This window comes from Acidovorax sp. KPB24-07, from assembly GCF_057543315.1.
The window spans coordinates 1-1599 of record NZ_BAAJYS010000591.1; the positions used below are offsets into that span (position 1 = coordinate 1).

The following is a 1599-nucleotide window of genomic DNA, read 5'->3' on the forward strand; positions in this document are numbered from 1 at the left end:
GGCGTGACGGCGTCGAGCTTTCGCTTCGGCGCCGGCGCGGCGCACTGAAACGCCCGGCAACGCCTGGCCCGGGCGCTTCGGGCATCATGGGCAGCCTCTTTCACTGCACGCCGCCGCGCCACGCCATGAAGCCCCTTCTCGCCCCTGCACGCCTGTCCCCGCTCTTCGTGGCGGCCACCCTGATCCTGGGCGCCGGCGCGGCCACGGCCCAGACGGCCCCGGCCGCAGCGCCCACGGCGGCATCCCCCGCCGCTGCCCCCGCCCAGACCGTGCGCCTGCGCGGCACCATCGAAGCCGCCACGCCCACTTCGCTCACCGTCAAGGAACGCGGCGGGCAGACGGTCACGCTGGCGCTTTCGCCCACGCTGGTGGTGCAGGAGGTCTATCCGATCGCGCTGGCGGACATCCAGCCGGGCAGCTTCATCGGCACGGCCGCGCTGCCCCAGGCGGACGGCACCCAGCGCGCCATCGCCGTCACGGTGTTCCCCGAATCCGCGCGCGGGGCCGGCGAGGGCCACCGCCCGTTCGACCTGCAGCCCCAGAGCACCATGACCAACGCCACCGTGGCCGACGTGGCAGGCGTGTCCGATGCCGCCGGCGGGGCCGCCAAGGGCCGCACGCTGAAGCTCACCTACCAGGGTGGCGAGAAGACCGTCATCGTGCCGTTCGGCGCGCCGGTGGTGACCTTCCGCGGCGGCGACCGCAGCCTGCTGGTGCCGGGCGCAGCGTGTCGCTCACCGCGCAGGAGGTGAACGGCACCCCCACGGCCACGCGCATCAACGCCGGGCGCAACGGCTTCGCGCTGCCTTACTGAATCACTGAATCACGGTCTGGGGGGTGGCCTGCGTGGTGGCCTGAACGCCGGACGGCCCCGCCTGGGCCGATGCCGGCAGGCCGAAGATGCGGTCGAAGCCCCAGTTGAAGACGAAGGTGTAGCAAAGAAAGAAGGCGATCAGCCCCAGGTCCATCACGAAGGCCTGCCACAGGCTGACCTTGAACCACCAGGCGAACAGCGGCACCAGGGTGAAGACCAGGCCGCCCTCGAACCCGATGGCATGGGCGATGCGGCGCGCCGTGCTGCGCCCGCGCACCGGCTGGCGCGCCTCCCAGCGCTCGAACGCCCAATTGAACACGAGGTTCCACACCACCGCGATGGCCGAGGCGGCCACCGCGACCACGCCCGAATGCCCCGGCCCCTGCCCCGTGAGCCAAGCCAGCGCCGCCGTGGCGGCCACGATGGCGATCAGCTCGTACAGGGTGACGTAGAGAACGCGGCGCGGCAGGCCTTGCAGGCCGGTGGGGCGGTGGGTAGCGGGGGCGGTGTGCGTGGACATGGGGCCACTGTATGTGTGCCAGGCTGATACATAAAGTCAGCTTGTTTCAGTTTTATTGATAGATACTCCGGCCCCATGGCGTTCTCTTCCGACAGCGTGCAGGTGTTTCTGGCCGTGCTGGACCAAGGCTCGTTCTCGGCCGCGGCGCGGGCCCTGTCGCGCGTGCCCTCGGCCGTGAGCATGACCATCGCCCACCTCGAAGCCGAGCTGGCCGTGCCGCTGTTCGACCGCACCGGCCGCGAGCCCCGTCCCACCGCCGCGGCCC

The 1599-nt window shown here is 71.5% G+C and carries 3 protein-coding genes; 2 read left to right on the forward strand and 1 reads right to left on the reverse strand.

Annotated features, from left to right (window positions below):
• Positions 1 to 125: 125 nt before the first annotated feature.
• Positions 126 to 752, forward strand: a complete 627-nt coding sequence (locus AC27IQ_RS24160; protein ID WP_487091081.1) for a hypothetical protein — start codon at positions 126 to 128, stop codon at positions 750 to 752.
• A 63-nt stretch (positions 753 to 815) separates the two neighbouring features.
• Here AC27IQ_RS24160 and AC27IQ_RS24165 read toward each other — a convergent pair whose 3' ends face one another.
• Positions 816 to 1292, reverse strand: coding sequence for a PACE efflux transporter (locus AC27IQ_RS24165; RefSeq protein WP_272569841.1), 477 nt, complete (start codon positions 1290 to 1292; stop codon positions 816 to 818).
• A 117-nt stretch (positions 1293 to 1409) separates the two neighbouring features.
• Between AC27IQ_RS24165 and AC27IQ_RS24170 the strand changes: the two genes are divergently transcribed.
• The coding region (locus AC27IQ_RS24170) for a helix-turn-helix domain-containing protein (protein WP_487091082.1) at positions 1410 to 1599 on the forward strand (190 nt) is incomplete at its 3' end.

Bases quoted from the DNA above. Each gene is read 5' to 3' on its own strand.
- AC27IQ_RS24160 (WP_487091081.1), top strand. From the start codon at position 126: ATGAAGCCCCTTCTCGCCCCTGCACGCCTGTCCCCGCTCTTCGTGGCG.